This window comes from Streptomyces sp. NPDC029216 (genome assembly GCF_040648015.1).
In the GTDB taxonomy this organism is placed as follows: domain Bacteria; phylum Actinomycetota; class Actinomycetes; order Streptomycetales; family Streptomycetaceae; genus Streptomyces.
In genome coordinates, this window is sequence record NZ_JBEZWL010000024.1 from 1 (window position 1) to 15,504 (window position 15,504).

Consider the following 15,504-nt stretch of genomic DNA (forward strand, 5'->3'; position numbering starts at 1 on the left):
GACGCGCGCTGGCTGGACGGCTGCGCGGGCCCGGGCGGCAAGGCGTCGCTGCTGGGCGCGCTGGCCGCGCAGCGCGGGGCCTTCCTGCTGGCCTCCGAGAAGCAGCCGCACCGGGCCCGGCTCGTGGAGCGGGCGCTGGCCGGCAACCCGGGCCCGTACCAGGTCATCGCCGCCGACGGCACCCGCCCGCCGTGGCGGCCGGGCTCCTTCGACCGGGTGCTGATGGACGTCCCCTGCTCGGGCCTGGGCGCGCTGCGGCGCCGCCCCGAGGCCCGCTGGCGGCGCCGCCCGCAGGACCTGGAGGGCTTCGCGCCGCTCCAGCGCGCCCTGCTGCGCGAGGCCCTGTCCGCGGTGCGGGTCGGCGGCGTCGTGGGCTACGCGACCTGCTCCCCGCACCTGGCGGAGACCCGTGTGGTGGTGGACGACGTCCTCAAGGGGCGGGGCGCCGGCAACGTGCCGGTGGCGGCCGAGCTGATCGACGCCCGCCCGTACATGGAGGGCGTCCCGGCCCTCGGTGACGGCCCGGACGTCCAGCTGTGGCCCCACCTCCACGGCACGGACGCCATGTACCTGGCCCTCCTGCGCCGCACCGCGTAGCCGTCCTCGGCACCCCGGCCCGCCATTGAAACCCTGAGTTCCGGGGCCGTGGCCTGAAGTGGCCGGGGGGCATGGCAGGCTTGGGGCATGGCCGTTCAGATCAATCCCAGCATCCTGTCCGCCGACTTCGCCCGTCTCGCCGAGGAGGCGAAGGCCGTCGAGGGGGCCGACTGGCTGCACGTCGACGTCATGGACAACCATTTCGTCCCGAACCTCACCCTCGGCGTGCCGGTCGTGGAGTCCCTGAGCCGTGCCACGGACATCCCGCTCGACCTGCACCTGATGATCGAGGACCCGGACCGCTGGGCGCCGCAGTACGTGGAGGCGGGCGCGGCCTCCGTGACCTTCCACGCCGAGGCCGCCGCCGCCCCGGTGCGCCTCGCGCGCGAGATCAGGGCCCTGGGCGCCCGGGCGGCCATGGCGCTGAAGCCCGGCACGCCGATCGAGCAGTACGAGGACATCCTCCCCGAGCTCGACATGGTGCTGATCATGACGGTCGAGCCCGGGTTCGGCGGCCAGTCCTTCCTCGACATCATGCTGCCCAAGGTCCGCCGGACCCGGGAGCTGATCGCCAAGCACGGACTGGACCTGTGGCTCCAGGTCGACGGCGGGGTCTCGGCCACGACGATCGAGCGGGTCGCCGAGGCCGGAGCGGACGTGTTCGTGGCCGGCAGCGCGGTCTACGGGGCGATGGACCCCGCGGCCGCGGTGCGGACTCTGCGTGACCAGGCGGGTGCGGCGATCGCCGCCGCGCCCTGGGCCTGTGACCACTGAGACAAGCGTTGGTGAACGGCTCGGTGAACGGATGTCGTCCAGGCTGATCAACGGCCGTCGGATCTGACAGGATGAACGGCGAGTCGAGAGTGTGAACACGACAGTGTGAACAGCAGTGAGGAGAGCGCGGTGTCTGCAATGTCGGCGGGACGGTCAGCCCTGCGGATGGGACCCGCGGAGCTGGTGCAGGCGGCGGCCATGGCGCGCCGCTTCTACCTGGAGGGCAAGTCCAAGATCCAGATCGCCGAGGAGTTCGGCGTGAGCCGCTTCAAGGTGGCGCGGGTCCTGGAGACCGCCCTCGAACGCGACCTCGTACGCATCGAGATCCGGGTACCGGCGGAACTGGACGCGGAGCGCTCGGACGCGCTGCGCGCCCGGTACGGGCTGCGGCACGCCGTCGTGGTCGAGTCCCCGGCCGACGCGAGCGAGGACGCGCCCGATCCGGAGAACCTCGGCGCGGTCGCGGCCGACCTGCTGGGCGAGCTCGTCAACGAGGGCGACGTCCTCGGGCTGGCGTGGGGCCGGTCGACCATCCACATGGCGGCCTCCCTGCACCGGCTGCCGCCGTGCACGGTCGTCCAGCTGACCGGCGTGTACGACGCCGGGACGGCCGAGCGCGGGTCCGTGGAGGCCGTACGGCGCGCCGCGCAGGTCTCCGGCGGGGACGCGCACCCCATCTACGCGCCGATGCTGCTGCCCGACCCGGCGACGGCGGCGGCCCTGCGCAACCAGACGGGCATCGCGCGGGCCTTCGAGTACTTCGACAAGGTCACCGTGGCGGCCGTGTCCATCGGCTCCTGGGAGCCGGGGATCTCGACCGTCCACGACATGCTCACGGACGAGGAGCGGGCGCACTACGCCTCGTTGGGCGTGGCGGCCGAGATGTCGGCGCACCTGTTCGACTCCGAGGGCCGCCGGGTCGGCCGGGACCTCGGCGAGCGGTGCATCACCGTCGAGGCCGACCGGCTGCGCCGGATCCCGGAGGTCGTGGCGATCGCGGGCGGGCTGCGCAAGGCCGCCGCGATCGGTGCGGTGCTCCGCTCCGGGCTCGTGACCAGCCTGGTCACGGACACGGCCGTGGCGGACTACCTGCTGACGGAGTCCGCACCGGGTCTGCGGCCGGCGCTGGAGCGGGCGGACCCCGACGAGCTCTGAGGGCGCCGGGACCGCCCGGCGATTCGCTAAGAAAACGGATATTTGGCACGATCGGCGCATGATCTTTCGGAACGTGCCCCGGTCGTTGCTGCGCGCGCTGGGGGCCCTGTTCCTGTGCCTCGCGCTGGCGGGAGCCGCGGCCTGCGCCGGGAAGGACCGGCAGGCCGCGCCCGCCGGTACGGGCGCCTCCTCCGGCGTCGCCGCCAGTGCCGCCCCGGCCCCCTCGTGGGCGAAGGGGATGGCCACCGTACGGGCCGACGCGCTGCCCCCGCAGGCGCGGGAGGTGCTCGCGCTGATCGACAAGGGCGGGCCGTACGCCTACCGGCAGGACGGGACCGTCTTCGGGAACTTCGAGAAGGCCCTGCCGAAGCAGAAGCGCGGCTACTACCACGAGTACACGGTCAAGACCCCCGGGGAGCGCGACCGGGGTGCCCGCCGGATCGTCACGGGCGAGGGCGGGGAGTTCTACTACACGGACGACCACTACCAGACGTTCAAGGCGGTTCTCCGATGACGATGGACCCGCACCCGCTCGCCCCCGCCCTCGCGGCCGCCGAGGAGGCCGGCTGGACGGTCCTGCGGCTCGACCTGGACGGCGTACGGACGAAGGCGCGGCTGATGGACGCGTGCGCGCAGGCGTTCGCCCTGCCCGACTGGTTCGGGCGGAACTGGGACGCGCTGGCGGACTGCCTCGGCGACCTGTCCTGGCTGCCCGGGGCCGCGGGACGGCTGGTGGCCGTGACGGGGTGGCAGGAGCTGGAGCGGGCGCGGCCCGGGGACTGGGAGGTCCTCCGGGAGGTGCTGGAGGAGGCCGGCGCGTACTGGCGGGAGTCCGAGGGGCCGCCGCTGGAGGTGGTCGTGGCCGCCGCGCGGCCGTGACGTGCGGCAGGCCCCGCGCCCTGTCGGGCGGCGGGGCCTGCTCGTCCGGTCCTTCAGTCCTTCGCCGCCTTCGGGATCCACGGCGGGGTCTGGCCCCAGGACCAGACCGGTACCTTCGCCGCGTCCACCGGCGGCGGGTTGGGGCCCGAGTAGATCAGGGCCATCCGGGTGCCCCACTCGATGTAGTAGACGAACACCGCCCGGAACTCGGGGTCCGTCGGGAGGCCGACCTCGTCGGCCGTGTCCAGCAGCAGGTCCACCCAGCGGCGGCGCTGCTGTTCGGTGATGCCGCGCCCCAGGTGCTTGGTGGCCATGTGCATGTGGCCGCCGTGGTGCGCCGAGTATTCGGCCGGGCCGCCGAAGACCTCCGACAGCCAGATAGCGACGTGCTGGGGGTGCTCCGCGTCCATGCCCGCGAAGACCGGCGCCAGGATCTCGTCCTGCAGAGCGTGGGCGTAGAAGACGTCGGTGAGCTTGCGCATGGCCTCCGCGCCGCCCATCCACTCGTAGATCGTGGGCGTGGTGCTCATGACTGTCCGGCGGCCTTTCCCGGGCCCGCCACGGCCGTGACGAGGTAGTGCTTCATCTCCTCGATGTTCGTCACGTACGGGCGGATCGCCTGGAAGAACGCCGGGAAGTGCTCACCCTTGCGGAAGCCGTTCAGGTGGGCGTCGATCGAGGTCCAGCGGATGCGCAGGATGTACTTCTCGGTCTCCTCGGCACTGTGGGCCAGCTCGTAGTCGATGCACTCGGGCGAGGCGGCCAGGGACTCGGCCGCGCGGGCGTACGCGTCCTCGAACGCCTGCTGGTCCTGCGAGGCGATCCGGTAGCGGATGTACTCGACGGTGGTGGTCATGGTGTGCGTGCCTCTCCCTGGGATCAGGTCGTCCCGGCTACTTTTCCGGGATCATCAGTGCCCGGTGGGGATTTCCGTCACTCCGGCTGAGACTTCTGGATGTCGGGGCCCTGCGCGCGGACCCGGCGGACCTGGTCGAGGGACTCGCGCAGCTCGCGGAGCCACTCGTCGGTGTTCTCCCCGACCAGGCGCACGCACCAGGCCAGGGCGTCCGCCCGGCTGCGCGCCACGCCGCCGGCGACCAGGGTGTCGAGCACCTGGCGCTCGGACTGGCGCAGCCGGGTCATGACGGGGACCGCGAGGTGGGTGAAGAGGACGGTCTCCTCACCCGACTTCACGCCCCAGGCGACCTTGCGGCGGTAGAGCTCCTCCGCCTCGCGGGCCACCTCCATCCGCTGCTCGCGGGTGCGCTCGCGGAACTCCTTGACCGACTCGGACGCCGGGACGGCGCCGATGACGGTGATCTCCTCCCGGTCGACGGTGACCGAGACGAGGGACTCGTAGACGTCCACCGGCAGGCGCTCGGCGAACCACGCGCGGAGCTTCTCGCTCTGTTCGGCTGTAATCATGTAATCAACGTTGCATCCGCTCTCCTCTTGATCGCAAGGGGCGCGGTGTTCGCCCTCAGCCCATCGAGCGGTAGCGGTGGATCAGCGAGACCGCCATCGCCCCCTCGCCCACGCCCGAGGCGACCCGCTTGACCGAGTGGGCCCGGACGTCGCCCGCCGCGAACACGCCGGGGACGCTGGTCTCCAGCGGGTAGGGGGCGCGCTCCAGGCTCCACTCCGCGGGGAGTTCGCCGCCGTTGGCGATCAGGTCGGAGCCGGTCAGGACGAAGCCGTACTCGTCGCGCTCGACCACCCCGGACAGCCAGTCCGTGTGCGGGCGGGCGCCGATGAACGTGAACATGAACCGGGCCGGCACCTCCCGGTCCTCGCCGGTGTCCGCGTCGTGCAGGGTGATCCGCTCCAGGTGCTCCCCGCCGTCCAGGGCGGTGACGGTCGTGCGGACCTTCACCTCGATGTTCGGGGTGCGCTCGATCTCGTCGATCAGGTAGCGGGACATGCTGGCGTCCAGGGAGGCCGCGCGGACCAGGATGGTCACCCGGGCCGCGTACTTGGCGAAGTGCACCGCCGCCTGGCCGGCCGAGTTGGCGCCGCCCACGATGAACACGTGCTGCGAGATGCAGGCCGAGCTCTCCGTGGTCGCCGCCCCGTAGTACAGGCCCGCGCCCTCGAAGCGGTCCGCGCCGGGGGCGTCCAGCCGGTTGTACGAGACCCCGGTCGCCAGCAGCACGGTTTCCGCGCTGATCTCCGTACCGTCCGCCAGGGTGAGGATCTTCGCCGGGTCGTCCCGGGTGAGGGAGACCACCTCCACCGGGTGCAGGATCTCGGCGCCGAAGCGGGAGGCCTGGATGGTGGCCCGCCGGGTCAGGTCCCCGCCGGAGAGGCCCGAGGGGAAGCCCAGGTAGTTCTCGATCAGGCTGGAGGTGCCCGCCTGGCCGCCCGGGGCGCGGGAGTCCAGCATCAGCGTGGACAGCCCCTCGGAGGCCGCGTACACCCCGGCGGCGAGCCCCGCCGGGCCGGCGCCGACGATCACGCACTCGTAGTGCGGGCGGGAGGCGGTGGTGGACAGGCCCAGGCGCTGGGCGAGTTCGGTGTCGGTCGGGGCGGAGAGCACCGCCCCGTCCGGGAAGCGCACCAGCGGGAGCGCCGCTCCGGCCTGCGCGTCGGCGATCACCGTCAGCGCCTCGGGGTCACGCTCGACGTTCAGGAAGCGGAACGGCTGCCCGTTGCGGGTGAAGAAGTCCCGGACGGCGTGGGTGCCGGGGGAGACCAGGTGGCCGGCGACGATGATCCCGTCGTAGGCCGGCCGGTAGGTGGCCAGCCAGTCGGAGAGCAGGTCGTCCAGCACCGGGAAGAGCCGCTCGTGCGGCGGGTCCCAGGGCTTGAGCAGGTAGTAGTCCAGCCGCACCCGGTTGATGGCGGTGATCGCCGCGTCCGTCTCCGCGTACGCCGTCAGCAGCACCCGGCGGGCGTCCGGGAAGCGGCTGACCGCCTCCAGCAGGAACTCCACCCCGGTCACGTCGGGCATCCGCTGGTCGACGAGGAACAGCGCGGGGTCGTGGCCCCGCTCGTCGAGGGAGTCCAGGATCTTCAGCGCGTCGGCGGCCGAGGAGGCGCCCAGCACCCGGTAGCGGTCGCCGTAGGCGCTGCGCAGGTCGCGGCGGACGGCCCGCAGCACCTGGGGATCGTCGTCCACGGCCAGGATCACGGGCTTGCGGCTCTCGGCCCGCTCGGCGGCCGGGGCGGCGGTGCCCGTGGCGGGCGTGGCGGCGGCGGGGGAGGCGGGGCTCCCCTGGGCGGCGCTCACGCCGGCTCCAGCATCAGCTGGTCGGCGTAGCACCAGGCCCAGTCCTCGCCGGGCTCGTGCGAGGCCGCGATCGGATGGGCGGTCGCCCTGTAGTGCCGGGTGGCGTGGCGGTTCTTGGAGGAGTCGCAGCATCCGACGTGCCCGCAGCTCAGGCACATCCGCAGGTGCACCCAGACGTCCCCCAGGCGCAGGCACTCCTCACAGCCCTCGGCTGATGGCTTCACCGGACGTATCTGGTCGACGTGTGTGCACAACAGGTCCTTCGTCATCGTCCCCGTCCCTCTCCTCACGCACTCGCTCCTGACCCGGCGCGCCCGCGGATCACGGCGCGTCCAGACCATAAATCGGGGATCTTGAAATGGTTCAGCGATCCGGCCGAGGTCAGGAAGTCCGGCGCGTACTTCCTGACCTCGCCGGGCGACTAGGTGAGGTGCCGTCACCACCTTGCCCGCTACCTCACGAAGTCGCATTCCCGCCCTTTGACGCAGGCCCCGGGCGCACGCAGTGTGGTGGACGCAAACGACAACAGGCCGCGCCTGGAGGAATCTGTGAGCAGAAAGATTCTGGTCATTGTCTCCGAACACGGTTACTGGTCCGAGGAACTGATCGGTCCCGTTTCGAAGTTCGACGAGCAGGGCTACGAGATCACATTCGCCACGCCGACCGGAAAGCGCGCGCACGCGCTTCCGCCGAGCCTCGACCCGAACTTCGTCGACCCTCCGCTCGGCCGTTCGGTCACCTCGGAGGAGAACGCCCGGCTGGGCCGGGAGTTCGAGCAGTCGAGCCGGCTCGACTCGCCCCTCGACATCGAGGCGTGGGTGCCGGAGCGCCCCTACACCAGCGACGAGGGGTACCTGCGCAAGCTGGAGCAGTACCACCGGGACCTGGAGAAGCTCCAGGAGGACATCGCCGGCTACGACGCGATCCTGATCGTCGGCGGCAGCGGCCCCATCGTCGACCTCGCCAACAACGAGCGCGTCCACGCCCTGATCCTGGCGTTCAAGAACGCCGGGAAGGTCGTGGCCGCCGAGTGCTACGGCGTCGCCTGCCTGGCCTTCGCCCGCGACTGGGGCGACCGCAAGAGCATCATCTGGGGCAAGCACGTCACCGGCCACTGCAAGGAGTACGACTACAAGGACGGCACCGGATTCCTCGGCACCGACTTCAACATGGGCCCGCCGCCGTACCCGCTGGAGTACATCCTGCGCGACGCGACCGGCCCGCGCGGCGCCTACCACGGGAATTTCGGCCACCCGCTGTCGGTGATAGTCGACTATCCCTTCGTCACCGGCCGCTCCACCCCCGACTCGTATCTCACGGGGCAGAAGATCGTGGAAGTCCTGGAGAACGGTCTCACCCGCTACGGGTGGTAGGGAAAAGAGGGGGAGTCCGATGAATTCCGAAGCCACTCCCGGACGGGAAAGGCTGATCGAGCAGTTCAAGGCCGACGGCCTGACGGTGATGTTCGGAAATCCGGGAACGGTGGAACAGGGATTCCTCGACGCGGTCGACGCGGCGGCGGACTTCCAGTACGTCCTGGCCCTCCAGGAGACCGTGGCCGCCGGCATCGCCGACGGCTACGCCCGGGCCACCGGCGGTGCGGCCCTGCTCCAGCTGCACTCCGGTGTGGGGCTGGGCAACGGCATCGGCATGCTCTACCAGTCGCTGCGCGGCCACACCCCGCTGGTCGTGGTCGCCGGCGACGCCGGGGTGCGCTACGACGCCATGGACGCGCAGATGGCCTCCGACCTGGTGGCCATGGCCAAGCCCGTCACCAAGTACGCGACCCGGGTCACCGACCCCCGGTCCGTACTGCGCACCGTCCGGCGGGCCGTGAAGATCGCCCTCACCCCGCCCCGCGGCCCGGTGTTCGTGGCCCTGCCCATGGACGTGCTGGACGAGCTCAACTCCGAGCCCGTCCTGCCCGCCACCGTGCCGCTCACCGACGTGGCGCCCTCGCCGGCCTCGGTGGGCCGGGCGGCCGAGCTGCTCGCGGCCGCCGAACGCCCGGTGGTCCTCGTCGGGGACGGGGTCTCGCTCTCCGGGGCGCAGGCCGAACTCGCCGCCGTCGCCGAGCTGCTGGGCGCCGACGTGTACGAGGTCGACTCCTCCGAGGTGAACATCGCGGCCTCGCACCCGCTGCGCCGCGGCCAGACCGGGCACATGTTCGGCCCGCACAGCAAGGAGCTGGTCGGCGGGGCGGACGGGGTGCTGATCGTCGGCACCTACGTCTTCCCCGAGGTGTTCCCCGAACTGGAGAACCCCTTCCGGCCGGGCGCCAAGATCGTGCACATCGACCTGAACGCCTACGAGATCGCCAAGAACCACCCCGTGGACCTCGGGCTCGCCGCCGACCCGCGCCAGGCGCTGCGCGCGCTGGCCGGCGTACTGGAACAGCGGCTGACCCCGGCCCGGCGGGCGGCGGCGGCCGCGCGGATCGACGAACGGACCCGGGAGCGGGCCCGTGCCGCCCGGCAGGCGTCCCCGGACGACGACACGCCGATGGGCGTCTTCCTGCGGACCTTGGCCGAACGCACCCGCGGGGACCTGATCGTCTTCGACGAGGCGCTCACCACCTCCCCGCTGGTCACCCGCCACCTCCCGCCCGAGCGGCCGGGCGACTACCACCTCACCCGGGGCGGGTCGCTGGGCGTGGGCTTCCCGGGGGCGGTCGGCGCCAAGCTGGCCCGCCCGGACCGGCTCGTCGTCGGCTTCGCGGGCGACGGCGGGTCCATGTACACGTACCAGGCGCTGTGGACGGCGGTCCGGCACGGGATCGACGCCAAGTTCGTGGTCTGCAACAACCGCAAGTACCGGCTGCTCGACGACAACATCGCCCAGTACTGGCGGGAACGGGACATCGCCGAGCACCCCTTCCCGGGCTCCTTCGACCTCTCCCGCCCCGAGATCGACTTCGCGGGCCTGGCCCGGGCGCTGGGCGCCGGCGGGACGCGGGTGGAGAAGCCGGACGAGGCGGCGGCCGCCGTGGACCGGATGCTGGCCCACCCCGGCCCGTTCCTCGTCGACGTCCAGATCTGAACCGACCGGACCCCACCGAACAGGAGGAGACCGCATGCCCGCCGAGCGGCTGACCGAGGACGCGATCCGCACCTTCGCCGAGAACTGGTACGTGGCCCTGGACCGCCACCTCCCGCTGGACCAGGTCCTCGCGCTCATCACCGAGGACCTGGAGTTCAAGGTCCCCGAGGACACCTTCCTCGGACACCAGGGCTTCGGCCGCTGGTACGACGCCGTCACGAACCGGTTCTTCGACGAGGTGCACACGGTCACCAAGGTGGAGCCGGTCATCGAGGGCGACCGGGCGATCGTCCGGGTCCTCGTCAACTGGCAGGCGAAGATCTGGGACCCGCCGGCCGCCCGCAGCCAGTGGCTCGGCTTCGACGCCGACCAGACCTGGACGGTGGTGGCGGGCGAGGACGGACCGCTGATCAAGCAGTACACCGTCAACGAGCTGGCGCCGATGCCCGGTTCGGGCTCGCTCTGAGAGGGCGGCGGCGATGACCGAAGTGACCCGCGAGCGGGTCGAGGCCGCCTACCGCGCCCTCGGCTCCGGAGACCGCGCGCGCATCCTGGAGTACTACTCCGAGGACCTGCGCTGGCTGGTGCCCGGCAACCACCCGCTGGCCGGCTGGTACGAGAGCCTGGACGCCTTCCTGGAGCTGATGGGCCAGACCCACAAGCTCACCGGCGGCACCTTCCGCATGGAGCTGGAGGCCGTCCTGGTCGGGCCGGACTGCAGCGCCGACGTCTGCCGCAACACCGCCCTGCGCGACGGCGCCGACCCGGCCGCCGCCTCCCCGTACGAGCGGATGGACTACCCGGTCTTCCACTTCATGCGGTGGCGGGACGGGCGGATCGTCGAGGGCCGCGACGGGCTCTTCGGCGACACGGCCAGTGCCTTCAGCCAGTTCTGGGCGCCCTTCGCGCCGGACGGAACCCGCAGGGACCGATAGGGGGATGAGAGACGCGATGGACGCCCGAGAGAGCACGACCGAAGTCCTTCGGAAATATTACGAGTACGCCAACGCCGGGGACTGGGACCGCTGGTGCGACCTGTTCGCCGACGACCAGGTCATGGACGAGCAGCTCGCCGGACACATCGAGGGCCTGGAGACCCTGCGCTCGATGATGAAGGGCATGGGGACCATGTACCGGGCCTTCCGCAACGAGCCGGTGCACTTCCTCGTCGACGCGGAGAAGGCCGCGGCCGTCTCCCACCTCACCGCCGTCAGCGCCTCCGGCCAGGCCATCGAGGCCGAGGTCATGAACTTCTTCCGGATCGTGGACGGCCGGATCGCCTACATGGCGAACTACCACGACACCGTCCCCTTCCAGGTGCTGAGCCAGGACTGAGGGGACCGGACCGTGGCCACAGAGCAGTACGACTACGTGATCGTCGGCTCCGGCACCGCCGGCAGCGTCCTCGCCCACCGCCTCTCCGCCGACCCGGACGTCTCCGTCCTGGTCCTGGAGGCTGGCGGCGACCGCATCCCGCCCGAGGTGGACGACCCGTCCTCCTGGTACAAGCTGCTCGGCGGGCCCGTCGACTGGGGCTACACCAGCGTCCCGCAGCCGGGCCTGGGCGGGCGCCGTACGTACGAACCGCGCGGCAAGGCCCCCGGCGGCAGCAGCAACCTCTACATCATGATGCACATCCGGGGCCACGCCTCGGACTTCGACAACTGGGCCTACCAGGGCGCGGCGGGCTGGGCCTACGAGGACGTGCTGCCGTACTTCGCCCTCCTGGAGGACCAGGAGGACGTCACCGCCCCCACCACCGGCACCGGCGGACCCCAGCGCGTCACGAACGCCGGGCGGCACGGCCCCAACCCGGTCTCCCGCGCCTTCATCGACGCCGCCGTCGAGCTCGGCCACCGCGAGATCGCCGACTTCAACACCGACGGCCCCCGCGGCGGCCTCTTCGGCACCGGCTGGCACCACATCGACGTGGCCGACGGCCGCCGCCAGGGCGCCCTCGCCGCCTACCTGGAGCCCGCCCTCGCCCGCCCCAACCTGACCCTGCGCACCGGCGCCCAGTCCACCCGGCTGCTCTTCGACGGGGACACCTGCACCGGCGTCGAGTACGTGCAGCTCCGGCCCCCGGCCGAGGTCCCCGGCCGGACCGTCCGCGACGGCCACAGCACCGCGGCGGCCCCCGGGGCGCACACCGTACGGGCCCGGCGCGAGGTGATCGTGGCCGCCGGGGCGATCGAGTCCCCGAAGCTGCTGCTGCTCTCCGGCATCGGCCACCCCGAGCGGCTGCGCGAGCACGGCATCGAGGTCACCGCGGCCCTGCCCGGGGTCGGCGAGAACTTCCACAACCACGTCCTGACCGGACTCATGGCCGAGGTCACCCAGGAGCTCCCGGCGCCGGCGCAGAACCTGTCGGAGAGCGCGCTGTTCCTGTCCTCCCGGCCCGGACTGCCCGCCCCGGACCTCCAGATCGCCTTCGTCCACGTCCCCTTCGACGTGATCGTCGGCCAGGACCACCCGAACACGGTGTCCATCCTCCCCGGCGTCGTCCGCCCGGTCTCCCGCGGCTGGATCCGGCTCGCGAGCGCCGACCCGCTCGCCCACCCGCTGATCCACCCGAACTACCTGGGCGACCGCTGGGACCTGGAACGCATGGTGCAGGGCGTCAAGCTGGCCCGGGAGATCTTCGCCACCTCCGCCTTCTCGCCCTGGTACAAGCAGGAGCTCCAGCCAGGGGCCGGCGCCGTCACCGACGAGGAGCTGCGGACCTTCGTACGGCAGAAGGCGGAGAGCTACCACCACCAGGCGGGCTCCTGCCGCATGGGCGTCGACGACCTCTCCGTCGTCGACCCCGAGCTGCGGGTGCACGGTGTGCGGAACCTGCGCGTCGTCGACGCCAGTGTGATGCCGGCCGTCCCGTCGGGCAACTGCCACACCGCCATCGCGATGATCGCCGAGCGCGCGGCGGACTTCCTCACCGGCCGGAACAGGGGGGCCCGACGTGCCTGACGTCGTACTGCGCGAGGGCGCGCTCAGCGGGACGCGGATCGCGGTCCTGGTCGAGAGCGACTTCTACGAGCCGGAGATCTTCTACTACCAGCGCCGGTTCGCCGAGGAGGGTGCCCGGGTCGACTTCCTGACCCGGCTGTGGGGCAACGACTCCATCACCTTCTCCGGCCACGAGTACCGGGCGCCGTTCACCGCCGACATGTCCCTGGAGGGGATCGGCGACGAGGAGCTGCGCCGGTACGCGGCGGTGATCGTGCCCTCGGGCATGGTGGCCGACCGGCTGCGCTACACCGAGGACGTGGACGTGCTGGCGCCCGCCACCGAGTTCCTGCGCCGGGCCTTCGAGGAGCCGACCGTCCTCAAGGGGATCATCTGCCACGGCATGTGGCTGGCCTCGTCCATCCCGGACAAGGTGCGCGGCCGCAAGGTGGTCTGCCACAACAACCTCATCGGGGACGTCCGCAACATGGGCGCCGAGTACGTCAACGAGGACGTGGTGGTCGACGGGGACCTGGTCACCGGCCGCACCGGCGCCCACCACCACCTCTTCGCCCGCCGGATCATCGAACTCCTCGCGGCGTCCCGGGGCCGGGGGAGCGTCTGATGGGGCCCATGGTCTGGTCGCACGTGGGCCTCAACTGCGCCGACCAGAAGAGCACCGAGGAGTTCTACACCCGCTACTTCGGCTTCACCCGGGCCCGGGTGGTCGACCTCGGGGAGGCCCGGATCGTGTTCCTGCGCAAGGGGGACGCGTACCTGGAGCTCTTCGAGGCGGCGGCCGAGCCGGCCCGTACGGCGAACGACGACGGCCCGCCCGCGCCGGGCCGGATACGCCACCTGGCCTTCCAGACCGACAGCGTCGACGCGTTCCTCGCGGAACTGGGCGACGCCGCCGACGTGACCCTGGGGCCGCTGGACTTCGACGACTTCATCTGCGGCTGGCGGACCGTGTGGGTCCGCGATCCCGACGGGGTGATCGTCGAGGTCAGTCAGGGATTCGAGGACGACCGCTCACACGACAAGGACGGTGCATGACATGGCGGGCTCGTTGGGCTTCTCCTTCTCCGACACGATCGCGGGCTACGTCGTCCGCTTCGACTCCGCGTCGCGGCTGCTGCGGCTGAAGACCGCGGACGACCGGGAGTTCGACGTCTCGCTCGCCTCGGGTCCCAGCGCCGAGCTGGTGCGCAACCTGGACGAGCCGTACATCGACGCCTCGGGACACATCGACGAGATGCTCTCGGCCGGCCGGTTCCTCTTCGCCTACGGGGTCCACTACCCCGAGCAGGGCGGGCGCTTCGACGCCAAGCGGCTGGTGTTCCTGGGCCGCAGCGCCGAGGACTACCGCTTCGAGGAGGCCGGCTGGTGGGTGAGGCAGATCGAGTCCCTGGCCGACTTCTACAAGCGGGCGCAGTTCGGCGACGGGCCGGTGGACTTCACCCGGTACCGCACCGAGATCCGGCTCGGCGGCGACAAGACCGCCAGCCACGTCCAGGAGACCGACACCATCTCCCGCCTGGTCTACGGCATGGCCTCGGCCTACCTGCTGACCGGCAAGGACGAGTACCTCGAGGTCGCCGAGCGCGGCACGGAGTACCTGCGCAAGCACATGCGGGTCGTGGACACCGAGGAAGACGTCGTCTACTGGTACCACGGCATCAGCGTCGACGGGGACAGCGAGCGCAAGCTGTTCACCTCGGAGTTCTCCGACGACTACGACGCGATCCCGATGTACGAGCAGATCTACGCCCTGGCCGGCCCCATCCAGACCTACCGGGTCACCGGCGACGTCCGGATCAAGAACGACGCCGACGCCACCATCCGCCTGTTCGACAAGTTCTTCCTCGACCCGGAGCAGGGCGGGTACTTCTCGCACATCGACCCGATCCTCTTCAGCCCCGACCACGAGTCCCTCGGCGAGAACGCCGAGCGCAAGAACTGGAACTCGGTCGGCGACCACGCGCCCGCGTACCTGATCAACCTGTACCTGGCGACCGGCGAGCAGAAGTACGCCGATTTCCTGGAGTACACCTTCGACACCATCGCGGACAAGTTCCCGGACTACAAGAACAGCCCGTTCGTCCAGGAGCGCTTCTTCCGCGACTGGTCGCACGACACCGCGCACAGCTGGCAGCAGAACCGCGCGGTCGTCGGGCACAACCTCAAGATCGCCTGGAACCTGATGCGGATGAACTCGCTGAAGGCCAAGCCCGCCTACGAGGAACTCGCCCGCAAGATCGGCGAGATCATGCCGGCCGTCGGCAGCGACCGCCAGCGCGGCGGCTGGTACGACGTCGTGGAGCGGGTGAAGGAGGGGGACCAGGAGGCGTACCGATTCGCCTGGCACGACCGCAAGGCCTGGTGGCAGCAGGAGCAGGCGATCCTCGCCTACCTCATCCTGAACGGCACCGTCGGCGGTGACGCGACCCTGCGCGAGGCCCGCCAGGCGCAGGCCTTCTACAACACCTTCTTCCTCGACCACGACGAGGGAGCCGTGTACTTCAACGTGCTCGCCAGCGGCACGCCGTACCTGCTCGGCACCGAGCGGCTCAAGGGCAGCCACTCGATGTCCATGTACCACTCGGCGGAGCTGTGCTACCTCGCCGCCGTTTACAACAACCTGCTCATCAACGGCCGGGAGATGGACTTCCACTTCCAGCCCGACCCGACCGACCTGCCCGGCCGGACGCTGCGCGTCTCGCCCGACCTGCTGCCCGCGGGCTCGGTGCGGATCGCGTCCGTGGAGATCGACGAGAAGCCGTACGAGGAGTTCGACGCCGACGAGCTGACCGTCCACCTCCCCGACGTCCAGGGGCGGATCAAGGTCAAGGTCCGGCTCCGGCCGGTGACCCAGAAGTAGTGCCCAA

18 protein-coding genes and 1 pseudogene are annotated in these 15,504 nt (G+C 71.3%); 14 read left to right on the top strand and 5 right to left on the bottom strand.

Annotation, left to right across the window (positions count from 1 at the left end):
• From AB0F18_RS12215 to AB0F18_RS12235, 5 genes and pseudogenes are all read left to right on the top strand, one after another.
• Nucleotides 1-597: pseudogene (locus AB0F18_RS12215) on the top strand (rRNA cytosine-C5-methyltransferase); the annotation flags it as partial.
• An 87-nt stretch (nt 598-684) separates the two neighbouring features.
• Nucleotides 685-1,371 carry a ribulose-phosphate 3-epimerase gene (rpe, locus tag AB0F18_RS12220; RefSeq protein WP_362058183.1) on the top strand — a complete coding sequence of 229 codons (687 nt, stop codon included), beginning with the start codon at nt 685-687 and terminating at the stop codon, nt 1,369-1,371.
• Nucleotides 1,372-1,509: 138 nt separating this feature from the next.
• Nucleotides 1,510-2,526, top strand: a complete 1,017-nt coding sequence (locus AB0F18_RS12225; RefSeq protein WP_362058370.1) for a sugar-binding domain-containing protein — start codon at nt 1,510-1,512, stop codon at nt 2,524-2,526.
• A 58-nt stretch (nt 2,527-2,584) separates the two neighbouring features.
• Entirely contained in the window at nt 2,585-3,040 is a 456-nt protein-coding gene (locus AB0F18_RS12230; RefSeq protein ID WP_362058186.1) for a ribonuclease domain-containing protein, read from the top strand.
• Complete coding sequence (locus AB0F18_RS12235) at nt 3,037-3,405, top strand: barstar family protein (protein ID WP_362058189.1); 369 nt, start codon at nt 3,037-3,039, stop codon at nt 3,403-3,405. Before AB0F18_RS12230 ends, AB0F18_RS12235 begins: the two co-directional genes overlap by 4 nt.
• A 53-nt stretch (nt 3,406-3,458) precedes the next feature.
• On the opposite strand, the gene AB0F18_RS12240 is transcribed toward AB0F18_RS12235, so the two are convergent.
• The 5 genes from AB0F18_RS12240 to AB0F18_RS12260 form a co-directional block, all read right to left on the bottom strand.
• Nucleotides 3,459-3,935, bottom strand: coding sequence for a group II truncated hemoglobin (locus tag AB0F18_RS12240; RefSeq protein ID WP_362058192.1), 477 nt, complete (start codon nt 3,933-3,935; stop codon nt 3,459-3,461).
• Nucleotides 3,932-4,261 (bottom strand): antibiotic biosynthesis monooxygenase family protein, encoded by a 330-nt coding sequence (locus tag AB0F18_RS12245; protein WP_362058195.1) that lies wholly within the window; start codon nt 4,259-4,261, stop codon nt 3,932-3,934. The genes AB0F18_RS12240 and AB0F18_RS12245 overlap by 4 nt, the downstream gene beginning before the upstream one ends.
• Before the next feature lie 77 nt (nt 4,262-4,338).
• Complete coding sequence (locus AB0F18_RS12250; protein ID WP_362058198.1) at nt 4,339-4,830, bottom strand: hypothetical protein; 492 nt, start codon at nt 4,828-4,830, stop codon at nt 4,339-4,341.
• A gap of 55 nt (nt 4,831-4,885) precedes the next feature.
• Nucleotides 4,886-6,535: an FAD-dependent oxidoreductase gene (locus AB0F18_RS12255; RefSeq protein ID WP_362058373.1), complete on the bottom strand. Its 1,650-nt coding sequence runs from the start codon at nt 6,533-6,535 to the stop codon at nt 4,886-4,888.
• 95 nt (nt 6,536-6,630) lie between these two features.
• The gene (locus AB0F18_RS12260) at nt 6,631-6,903 is read right to left on the bottom strand and encodes a UBP-type zinc finger domain-containing protein (RefSeq protein ID WP_362058201.1); all 273 of its coding nucleotides are present in this window, start codon (nt 6,901-6,903) and stop codon (nt 6,631-6,633) included.
• Nucleotides 6,904-7,182: 279 nt separating this feature from the next.
• On the opposite strand from AB0F18_RS12260, the gene AB0F18_RS12265 reads away from it, so the two are divergent.
• The 9 genes from AB0F18_RS12265 to AB0F18_RS12305 are packed head-to-tail and all read left to right on the top strand — an operon-like array spanning nt 7,183 to nt 15,497.
• Entirely contained in the window at nt 7,183-8,007 is an 825-nt protein-coding gene (locus AB0F18_RS12265; RefSeq protein ID WP_362058204.1) for a type 1 glutamine amidotransferase domain-containing protein, read from the top strand.
• 19 nt (nt 8,008-8,026) lie between these two features.
• The gene (locus AB0F18_RS12270; protein ID WP_362058207.1) at nt 8,027-9,673 is read left to right on the top strand and encodes a thiamine pyrophosphate-binding protein; all 1,647 of its coding nucleotides are present in this window, start codon (nt 8,027-8,029) and stop codon (nt 9,671-9,673) included.
• 34 nt (nt 9,674-9,707) lie between these two features.
• Nucleotides 9,708-10,139, top strand: a complete 432-nt coding sequence (locus tag AB0F18_RS12275; protein WP_362058210.1) for a nuclear transport factor 2 family protein — start codon at nt 9,708-9,710, stop codon at nt 10,137-10,139.
• 13 nt (nt 10,140-10,152) lie between these two features.
• A complete protein-coding gene (locus AB0F18_RS12280; protein WP_362058213.1) occupies nt 10,153-10,608 on the top strand; it encodes a nuclear transport factor 2 family protein in 456 nt (151 codons plus the stop codon).
• A 16-nt stretch (nt 10,609-10,624) separates the two neighbouring features.
• On the top strand, nt 10,625-11,008 hold the full coding sequence (locus AB0F18_RS12285; protein ID WP_362058215.1) for a nuclear transport factor 2 family protein: 384 nt from the start codon (nt 10,625-10,627) through the stop codon (nt 11,006-11,008).
• Nucleotides 11,009-11,020: 12 nt separating this feature from the next.
• Nucleotides 11,021-12,637, top strand: a complete 1,617-nt coding sequence (locus AB0F18_RS12290; protein WP_362058218.1) for a GMC oxidoreductase — start codon at nt 11,021-11,023, stop codon at nt 12,635-12,637.
• Nucleotides 12,630-13,241, top strand: a complete 612-nt coding sequence (locus AB0F18_RS12295; protein ID WP_362058221.1) for a DJ-1/PfpI family protein — start codon at nt 12,630-12,632, stop codon at nt 13,239-13,241. Before AB0F18_RS12290 ends, AB0F18_RS12295 begins: the two co-directional genes overlap by 8 nt.
• Nucleotides 13,241-13,672, top strand: a complete 432-nt coding sequence (locus AB0F18_RS12300; RefSeq protein ID WP_362058224.1) for a VOC family protein — start codon at nt 13,241-13,243, stop codon at nt 13,670-13,672. Before AB0F18_RS12295 ends, AB0F18_RS12300 begins: the two co-directional genes overlap by 1 nt.
• Before the next feature lies 1 nt (nt 13,673).
• Complete coding sequence (locus AB0F18_RS12305; protein ID WP_362058227.1) at nt 13,674-15,497, top strand: AGE family epimerase/isomerase; 1,824 nt, start codon at nt 13,674-13,676, stop codon at nt 15,495-15,497.
• Nucleotides 15,498-15,504: the final 7 nt, after the last annotated feature.

Coding starts and splice junctions, on each gene's coding strand:
- rpe (WP_362058183.1), top strand. CDS start 685: ATGGCCGTTCAGATCAATCCCAGCATCCTGTCCGCCGACTTCGCCCGT.
- AB0F18_RS12225 (WP_362058370.1), top strand. CDS start 1,510: ATGTCGGCGGGACGGTCAGCCCTGCGGATGGGACCCGCGGAGCTGGTG.
- AB0F18_RS12230 (WP_362058186.1), top strand. CDS start 2,585: ATGATCTTTCGGAACGTGCCCCGGTCGTTGCTGCGCGCGCTGGGGGCC.
- AB0F18_RS12235 (WP_362058189.1), top strand. CDS start 3,037: ATGACGATGGACCCGCACCCGCTCGCCCCCGCCCTCGCGGCCGCCGAG.
- AB0F18_RS12240 (WP_362058192.1), bottom strand. CDS start 3,935: ATGAGCACCACGCCCACGATCTACGAGTGGATGGGCGGCGCGGAGGCC.
- AB0F18_RS12245 (WP_362058195.1), bottom strand. CDS start 4,261: ATGACCACCACCGTCGAGTACATCCGCTACCGGATCGCCTCGCAGGAC.
- AB0F18_RS12250 (WP_362058198.1), bottom strand. CDS start 4,830: ATGATTACAGCCGAACAGAGCGAGAAGCTCCGCGCGTGGTTCGCCGAG.
- AB0F18_RS12260 (WP_362058201.1), bottom strand. CDS start 6,903: ATGACGAAGGACCTGTTGTGCACACACGTCGACCAGATACGTCCGGTG.
- AB0F18_RS12270 (WP_362058207.1), top strand. CDS start 8,027: ATGAATTCCGAAGCCACTCCCGGACGGGAAAGGCTGATCGAGCAGTTC.
- AB0F18_RS12275 (WP_362058210.1), top strand. CDS start 9,708: ATGCCCGCCGAGCGGCTGACCGAGGACGCGATCCGCACCTTCGCCGAG.
- AB0F18_RS12280 (WP_362058213.1), top strand. CDS start 10,153: ATGACCGAAGTGACCCGCGAGCGGGTCGAGGCCGCCTACCGCGCCCTC.
- AB0F18_RS12285 (WP_362058215.1), top strand. CDS start 10,625: ATGGACGCCCGAGAGAGCACGACCGAAGTCCTTCGGAAATATTACGAG.
- AB0F18_RS12300 (WP_362058224.1), top strand. CDS start 13,241: ATGGGGCCCATGGTCTGGTCGCACGTGGGCCTCAACTGCGCCGACCAG.
- AB0F18_RS12305 (WP_362058227.1), top strand. CDS start 13,674: ATGGCGGGCTCGTTGGGCTTCTCCTTCTCCGACACGATCGCGGGCTAC.